The organism is Gynuella sp. (assembly GCF_050297175.1).
GTDB lineage: Bacteria > Pseudomonadota > Gammaproteobacteria > Pseudomonadales > Natronospirillaceae > Gynuella.
This window is the reverse complement of the sequence record NZ_JBNKSF010000020.1, coordinates 42,396-51,214: the sequence shown is the minus strand read 5'-3', so window position 1 is coordinate 51,214 and position 8,819 is coordinate 42,396. Positions and strand designations below refer to the sequence as shown.

Below are 8,819 nucleotides of genomic sequence, written 5' to 3'. Positions count from 1 at the left end.
TCCGCGCTGACGGAATACGGTGCGCAGGGGTTCGTGGCGGTCGACGATGCGTTGCAGGGCTTGTTCGGCCACCTGATCATCAAAGCGGCCCTGTACCCGTAACGCACCGGGAATGTTGTAGTGGGCACTGCCGCCGGACAGTTGATCAATAAACCACAACCGCTGTTGGGCGTAGGACAGTGGGATCGGCGCACCGGTTCTTGGCACGGCAGTGATCGGCGGGCGTTGGTGCACGCTTCCACCGGTAGCCGTCAGATGCGCCTGTAACTGTGGTTTATGAGCTTTGATCAGCTTCACCACATCTGGCGTCAGCCGGCCTTTGCGGGAACGTGCTTTCAACGTTCCCTGATCCATATACAACTCGACGCCCTGCTGGTTCAGGGTATGAATGAGGTCCGCTGCCGAAATCACCTGGCTCATGTTAAAACTCCATTTCTTCAAGGTTGTCCTGATCCAATGACGACAGTTCCTGCGACAGCTTCTGCTGCTCCAGCAGGCGGTCGATGTGTTGACCAAGAGAGGCAATGGATTCAGTTTCGAACAGAACTTTGATATCGAGATCCAGTCCGAACGCGGCTTTGATCTGTACCAGCTGTTTGACCACCAACAGTGAGTGGCCGCCGAGTTCAAAGAAGTTGGCAGCCACACTCATATCTTCGCGGTTGAACTGCAACAGCTCACACCAGATATCCACCAGGGTCTGTTCGGTTTCAGTCACCGGAGCGACGTACTCCCCCATCGAGGCAATGCTGTCTGGCAATGGCAGGCTTTGGGTGTCGATTTTGCCGTTAACGGTCAACGGCAGGCGCTCAATCGGCACAAAGAACGATGGCATCATGTAAGCTGGCAACGCGCCGGACAATCGCAGTCGGATCTCTTTGATCAGGTCGCTCTCGAACGCCTCATCCTCTTCGTCTTCTTCATCGAAGCGGTCATAATCGATCACGATATAGGCCACCAGACGCTTTTGGCCGGGTGCGTCTTCACGCGCCACTACCACTGTCGACTTAATCGCCTCCATCGCCAGCAGATGTTGTTCGATTTCGCTAAGCTCGATGCGGAAACCTCGAATCTTCACCTGGGCATCGACGCGCCCGACGTATTCAATCACACCGTCTGCATCCATCCGTACCAGATCGCCGGTACGATACAGTCGTTCGCCAGCCGCAAACGGATGATCGACAAACCGCTCGGCGGTCAAGTCCTCACGATTCAGATAGCCGCGCGCCAGACCATCACCACCGACATACAATTCACCCACACTGCCAAGCGGCAGCAGGTTCTGGAACTGATCCAGCACATAACACTGGGTTTGTCTGATCGGCGTACCAATCGGATAGGTATCAGCTATGGCGGTAATTGGATGGTAGGTACTGAACGTGGTGTTTTCAGTAGGGCCATAAACATGCAGTAAATGCGCTGGTTTACCGCGACGGATGACCCGGTCAATGCTGCTCTTGTCGTAGGCTTCACCGCCAAATAAACAGTATGTCAGGCGCGAGAAGGTATCCGGTGCCACCTGCGATACCTGATTGAACAACGCTGTGGTCACAAACAGCGTGGTGATCTGCTGACCAAACAGGCTGCGTTTCAGCGCCAGCGGATTAAGCAGATCGTTCTTACTGATATAAGACAGCTTCGCGCCATTCAGCAGCGCTCCCCAGATTTCAAAGGTGGCGGCATCAAACGAGTTGTTCGACGCCTGCGCCACGACATCGGCAGGGGTCAGTTTTACGTAGTCGCTGTCACAGACCAGACGCACCACGCTGCGATGCTCCACCAATACGCCCTTGGGCTGGCCGGTGGACCCGGAGGTGTAAATCACATAGGCCAGCTGCTGCGCAGTGGCCGGCAGATCCGGATTATGATCGGGGTACTGTTGCAGTTGCTGCTGCCATGCCGGGTCATCCAGCACGACCGTATGCGGTGCTGACAAGGAGGTCAGATCGGCCTGTTGCAGCAACCATTCTATCTGGCTGTCTACCTGCATGTATTCGAGCCGTTCCAACGGATAGCTCGGGTCCAGCGGCACATAGGCCGCGCCGGCTTTGAGAATACCCAGCATGGCGATCACCATATCGACCGAACGCTCCACGCACAGGCCCACAAGACTGTCGGCCTGAACGCCCTGGGCGATCAGATAGTGTGCCAGCCGGTTGGCCTGACGATTCAGGTCATCGTAACTCAGAGTATCGTGCCCAAACTCCAGTGCCAATGCCTGCGGATCTCGCGCGGCGCTGACCTCTACCAACTGATGGATGGTCTGCTCGCGTGGATAATCGCTGCGCGTGGCATTGAAAGTTTCGAGTTGCTGCGCCACTTCGGCATCCGTGAGGATCGGCAGCTGCTTCAATAAGCGATCACCACACTGTGGCAACATCGTCAGCAGGACGATGAAGTGGTCCGCCAGTCGGGCAATGGTATCGGCCTCGAACAGCGCAGTAGCATATTCAAAATCGAACACCAGACCCTGGTCGGTTTCAGTGGCATCCAGAGTCAGTTCAAACTGGGCCGTGGCTTCGTAGTTTTCCAGCGGCGTAAAGACCAGTCCTTCGATTTCCTGCTGCGTTCGATCGTGGGTGTTCATGTTGAACATGATCTGGATCAGCGGTGAATAGGCGGCATTGCGGGACGGATTCAGTGCCTCAATCAGGAAATCAAATGGCAGATCCTGATTGGCCTGTGCTTCGATATCCGTCTGTCGCAGTTGTTGCCAGAACTCATCCAGAGTCAGCTCGCCATCACAATGGCTTCGTAACGCCAGGGTATTCACAAAGAAGCCCACCAACGGCTCCAACTCCGCCTGCAAGCGGTTGGAAACCACAGTACCAATGACCACATCGGTTTGATTGGCATAGCGCGATAACAACATAGCCAACGCTCCGTGCAATACCATAAACGGCGTCAGTCCGTTACTACGTGCATATTGCAACAAGCGTTCAGAGCGTTGTTGATCCAGTTGGAAGCCATAGTGCGCGCCACTGAAGTCCTGTTGTGGCGGGCGTGGTTTATCCAGCGGCAATTCGTGCACCGGTGGCACACCCATTAACTGCTGCTGCCAATAACTCAACTGCTGCTCGCGCAGGGCGACATCGGCAGCGGCATCTCCGTAGAGAAAATCATGCTGCCAGCAGGCGTAATCCCGGTACTGAATTGGCAGTGCTGGCAGTGGCTGCGGTTGCCCGCTGGCAATGGCCTGATACAACTGCACAAACTCATCGATCAGAATCCCCATGGACCAACCGTCCGAGGCGATATGATGCAGGTTGAAAATCAGTACCCCGCACGCGTCTGCCTGATGAATATAAACGGCTCGGATCAACAATCCGGCAGTCAGATCAAACGGGGTTTCCACCTGTCGTATCGCTTCCGCACGGATAGCCTGTTCCTGTGCCTCCACACTCTGATCACTGACATCAAGCCGCTGCAACTCAAAGCCGGCAGTGGGATGAATGGTCTGACGGGTCTGGCCATCATCATGGTGAAAGCTGGTACGCAAACTCTCGTGACGTTCGACGATGGCCTGCAATGCCGCCTCGGCATGATCCGCATTAAAGTGTCCCTGCACCCGCAGACCGCCAGGCATGTTGTAGTGCCGGCTGTCACCTGCCATCTGGTCGATGATCCATAAACGCTGCTGAGCAAACGATGCGGGATAATCGGCCTGACCGGCCGCTACTGGCATTACGGCACGGCGCACGGTACCGGGCTGGCATTGCCCGGCAAAAGCGGCAAAATCAGCCAGTACCGGATAATTGAAAATATCCCGGACCGACAGCTCCACCCCCAGGGCTTCACGTATCGCGGTGACCAGACGCACAGACAACAACGAATGTCCGCCCAGTTCAAAAAAGTGGTGATGCAATGAGATCCCGGCGGCATCGATGCCAAGCAAGTCAGCCCAGATAGCAGCCAACTGCTGCTGCAACTCGGTTTCCGGGGCCACGAATGCCTGCTCAGCAGCGTCGGTATCCGGCTGCGGCAGCGCTTTTTTATCCACTTTGCCATTGGGAGTCAGCGGCAGTGCCTGAAGGGTCATGATCCGCCCCGGCACCATATAGTCAGGCAAAGTCGCGCGCAGGTGTTCGCGCAGCTGTGCCGGTTCTGGGGCATTCGGGGCCACTACATAGGCCACCAGCTGGCGCAGACCATTGGCCGATTCGCGCACTAGCACCACGGCAGCCTGTACCGCTGGCAACGCCAGCAGTTGCGCCTCAATTTCCCCGAGTTCGATCCTGAAACCATGCAGTTTGATCTGATCATCAACCCGACCGATAAATTCCAGTTCACCAGTGGCGTGGTAACGCACCAGATCACCAGTGCGGTACAGCCGTGGATTATGCGGGTCCTGATCGGCAAACGGATTGGCAATAAAACGTGATTCAGTGAGTTCCGGCCGGTGCAGATACCCCCGCGCCAGACTGTCACCACCGATATACAGTTCGCCGATACTGCCATCGGGCACCAGGGTCAGAGATGGACTCAATACCAGGTGCTGATAATTGGCCAGGCTGTAACCAAGGGCAAAACGCTGCCGTTCGCTGTGACCGTGTTTGATTTCATTGACCAGCGACCAGATCGTGGCCTCGGTCGGCCCATAGCAGTTCCAGAAACTCAGGGCGTTATCGGACAGCCGTTGTTCGACGCTACGGGTCAGGGGTTCACCGCCGCACAAGGTAATTATCCGGGCATTGTTGCGCCAACCGGCATCCAGCAGCTGCGACCAGCGCGATGGTGTGGTCTGAATCAGGCCTGGCTTTTCGGTTTCCAGCAGCGCTTTCAGGGCAAAGGCATCAACCTGCTGCGCGGCACTGGCAATGACACAGCGCCCACCACTGGCAAGGCAGCCGAACCATTCAAACAGGGCAATATCGAATGACAGACTGGTCACCAGCAGCCAGGTATTGCCGGGCACTGGTGGCAGTACGCCGGTCAGGCCGTGCACAAAATTCACCACCGCCCGATGTTCCACCATCACGCCCTTGGGCTGACCGGTGGAACCGGAGGTATAGATGACATAGGCCAGATCATCGTCCCGACACGCCCTCGCCAACTGCCAGTCGAGTGTGGTCTGGGCGGCAAACCATGCTTCATCCAGATCCACGCGTTCCACATTTGCGGCAAAGTTCAGATGTTGCAGTTGCGGCTGCGACAGTATCAGTGCAACGCCACTGTCCTGGACCATGAAATCAATGCGTTCAGACGGGTAAGCCGGATCCAGAGGCACATAAGCGGCGCCGGCCTTCCACACTGCCAGCAGGGCGATGATCAGCTCCGGTGACGGTTCGAGACAGACACCAACCAGAGACTGACTGCCGATACCACGACTGACCAGATAACCGGCCAGCCGGTGGCTCTGTTCGTTCACCTCGCGATAACTGAGCTGGCGATCAGCATAACTGAGGGCGATCTGATCGGGTGTCCGGTCAGCCTGAATTTCAAACAGCTGGTGCAGACAGACGGCATCCTGTGGGTGTTCACGACGATGATTCAGCCGGCTTAATTGAGCCGCCTGCTCGTCTGCCGACAGCAGGGTCAGCTGTGCAACAGGTGTGTGTGGATCTGCTGCGATGCCATGCAACAGCTGAATAAAATGCTGTGCCATGCCTTCGATTCGCGCAGGGCTGAACAGATCGGTGTTGTATTCGAACTCAAAGCCCAGCTCATCGGCGTTATGCTGCACCTGCAACGACAAGTCATATTGGGCCACGACGGCATCGGCATGTTGTGCTCTGAGATCGAGTGGCGAGCACGCCAGTGCGGACATATCCGAGTCAGTGCGGTCATTGTTGTTCAGACTGAACAGGATCTGAAACAACGGCGCATGGCTGGTGCTTCTGGCCGGATTCAGTACTTCCACCAGATGTTCAAACGGTATTTCCTGATTGGCCTGGGCATCGATATTGACCTGTCGGACATAGGCCAGATAGTCACTGAATCGCCCCTCGAACCCAGCATCGGTGCGCAGCACCAGGCTGTTGACAAAAAAGCCAACCAGATCCTTCAGTTCACTGTGCAAACGATTCGCCACCGGGGTGCCGACGACGATATCAGAATCATCGGCATAGGCATTCAGCAGTAGCGAAAAGGCGCTGTGCAGTAACACGAACAACGTACAGTCATGGGCAGCAGCCAGTTGTTCCAGCTGCTGTTGGAGAGTGGCTGGCAGAGTAACGCGATGGATACGGCCATTGAAACTCTGTTGCCGCGGACGGCTGAAATCTGTTGGCAGACTGTGCAACTGCGGCAATCCCTGAAGCTGCTGTTGCCAATAATTCAGCTGTTGTTGGTAAGCGCTGCCACGGGCGGCCATAAAATCACGCTGCCATACGGCATAGTCAGCATACTGCACACTCAAGGGCGCTAACGGATCGGTCGCGGCGGAGGTAATGGCCTGATACTGGGCCATAAATTCGCGAAAGATAATCGCCATTGACCAGCCATCAGCAGCGATATGATGCAGATTGAAAAACAGGATCCGTGACTGCTCGTCCAGCCGCAGACAACTGGCACGAATCATCAGGTCCCGGCTGAGATCGAACGGCTCTGTCAGCACCGCCTGCAGAATTTCACTGACGCGGGCATCCTGATCCTCCCGGTTATCGATCCCGGAAAGGTCATGGCATTCTAACTTGAACGGCACATGGGTACGGATGATCTGCAACGGATATTGTTCGCTCTCCTGAAACACCGTCCGCAGCGGCTCGTGCCGGTCGACGATACGCTGCAGCGCCCGTTCGGCTACGGCTTCGTCAAAGTCTCCCTGAATGTGTAAACCGCCAGGAATATGAAAATGGCGACTATCCCGCTCCATCTGATCGATGAACCACAGCCGCTGCTGAGCAAAGGAGGCTGGCAATGGCTGATGACGGTCGACGGCGACAATGGCCGGAGTGGACGCTGTCTGTTCTTCCTGTAACCAGCGCACGATATCAGCCTTATGATCTTTGAGAGTCTGCAATAGTTGTGAATCGAGATTCTCCTGTTTGCCTCTGACTTTCAGATTCAGGTTGTCATCCAGTTGCAGTTTGATTCCTTTGGCGTGGAGCGCTTCGAAAAGCGAGATTTTATTCATATGACCGTTTCCACCTCATCTGCTTGTAACGCGTCGTCGTTATCCATGGTTATTTGTTGGGTCAGGCGATGCTGATAGATCACCGCCGCCAGTTCATTCAGGCGTGGGTTTTCAAGAATGTCCCGCAGGCTCAGCGCCACTTCGAACACATCACGAATGGCCGCTGCGGCTTTGATCAGTAACAGCGAGTGACCACCAAGTTCGAAGAAATGAGCATCGGCACTGATCTTGTCTGCGTCGATATCGAGCAATCCGGCCCACAGTTCCGCCAGAGTCTGTTCGCAGCCTTCGGCCGGCTGCCGATAGCTCTGCTGCGATCCGCTGATATCCGGCTGCGGCAGTGCGCGGGTGTCGATCTTGCCGTGTGCGGTCAATGGGAAAGCAGCGATGACCACATAGAAAGTCGGCTGCATGTGTTCCGGCAGAGATTGCCGCAGTGCCGCTCGTACTTCGGTGATCAGTTCCGGCTGCCGTGCCGGCTCGGCCCGCGATGTTTGTGCCGGTGTAAGGTAAGCAACCAGAGAAGCCTGGTTATGCACGGTCACCAGGGCTGAATTGACACAATCCAGGGCCATAATGTGCTGCTCGATTTCACCCGGTTCGATCCGGAAACCACGGATTTTGACCTGATGATCGATACGTCCGACGTAGTCGATTTCACCATTGGCCAGCCATCGGCCGAGATCTCCGGTGCGGTACAGGGTTTCTCCGGCGGCAAACGGCGAGTTCACAAAGCGCTCGGCGGTCAGCTCCGGCCGGTGCAGATAACCACGGGTTACCCCGGCACCGGCGACATACAACTCACCGACACAGCCGACCGGCACTGGCCGTTGATGGGCATCAAGGATGTACACCCGCAAATCCGCCAGCGGATAACCGATCGGACTGCCACGGCCACTGCTGATGTCTGCGGCGGTAATACGCCGCCAGGTAACGTGAACGGTGGTTTCGGTAATGCCGTACATGTTGATCAACGTCGGCTGGTTATCGCCATGACGGCTGATCCAGGTACGCAGGGATTCGAGCTTCAGCGCCTCCCCGCCGAAGATCACATAACGCAACGCCAGCGGCTGCGGCTGCAGTTCATCCATACGGCACAGTTGTTCGAACGCCGTCGGGGTCTGGTTCAGCACCGTCACCTGCTCACGTGCCAGCAACTGATAAAACTCTTCAGTCGACTGCGCCACTGTTTTCGGTACCACCACCAATCGGGCACCGCTGCTCAATGCGCCCCAGATCTCCCAGACCGAGAAATCGAATGCGAAGGAATGGAACAAGGTCCAGACATCATCACCACTAAACTCAAAATCCAGCTGCGCCACCTGCATCAGCCGGTGCACATTGCCATGCTCAACCATGACGCCTTTGGGCTGGCCGGTGGATCCGGAGGTGTAAATGATGTAGGCCAGATCGTGGCTGCCGGCACCGGGTAAAGGTTCGGGATTAACGGCCGGATGCTGACGCAGACGCTGCTGCATTTCAGGCTGATCCGGACAGATCAGCGTCAGCGACGACTGCTCACTGAAGCGCTCTGTCAGCCGGGTTTCGGTAATCAGTAATGCCATCCGGCTGTCACTGACGATGTAGTCGAGACGCTCGCGCGGATAGTGCGGGTCCAGCGGCACATAGGCGGCCCCGGCTTTGAGTACCGCCAGTATGGTCACCACCATGTCCACAGAACGTTCCAGACAAATGCCCACCAGAGTATCCGGTGATAACCCATGAGTCCGCAGTTCCGCCGCCA

At 56.3% G+C, this 8,819-nt stretch carries 3 protein-coding genes (1 of these 3 only partly in view); all 3 read right to left on the bottom strand.

All coding sequences use genetic code 11. The features are described 5' to 3' along the window. Positions 1–420, bottom strand: a 420-nt coding sequence (locus ACQY6I_RS08435; RefSeq protein ID WP_428241034.1) for a condensation domain-containing protein, incomplete at its 3' end; no start/stop codon positions are given. A gap of 1 nt (position 421) precedes the next feature. Beyond that, the gene (locus ACQY6I_RS08430; RefSeq protein WP_428241033.1) at positions 422–7,075 is read right to left on the bottom strand and encodes an amino acid adenylation domain-containing protein; all 6,654 of its coding nucleotides are present in this window, start codon (positions 7,073–7,075) and stop codon (positions 422–424) included. Continuing rightward, a protein-coding gene (locus ACQY6I_RS08425) for an amino acid adenylation domain-containing protein (RefSeq protein ID WP_428241032.1) crosses the window boundary here: on the bottom strand, positions 7,072–8,819 show its final stretch. It continues 10,975 nt past the right edge of the window; only the last 1,748 of its 12,723 coding nucleotides appear in the window; the start codon falls outside the window, past its right edge — the gene reads right to left on this strand; it ends in the stop codon at positions 7,072–7,074. Before ACQY6I_RS08425 ends, ACQY6I_RS08430 begins: the two co-directional genes overlap by 4 nt.

Excerpts from the sequence above, each read along its gene's own strand:
- ACQY6I_RS08430 (WP_428241033.1), bottom strand. The coding sequence starts at position 7,075 with ATGAATAAAATCTCGCTTTTCGAAGCGCTCCACGCCAAAGGAATCAAA.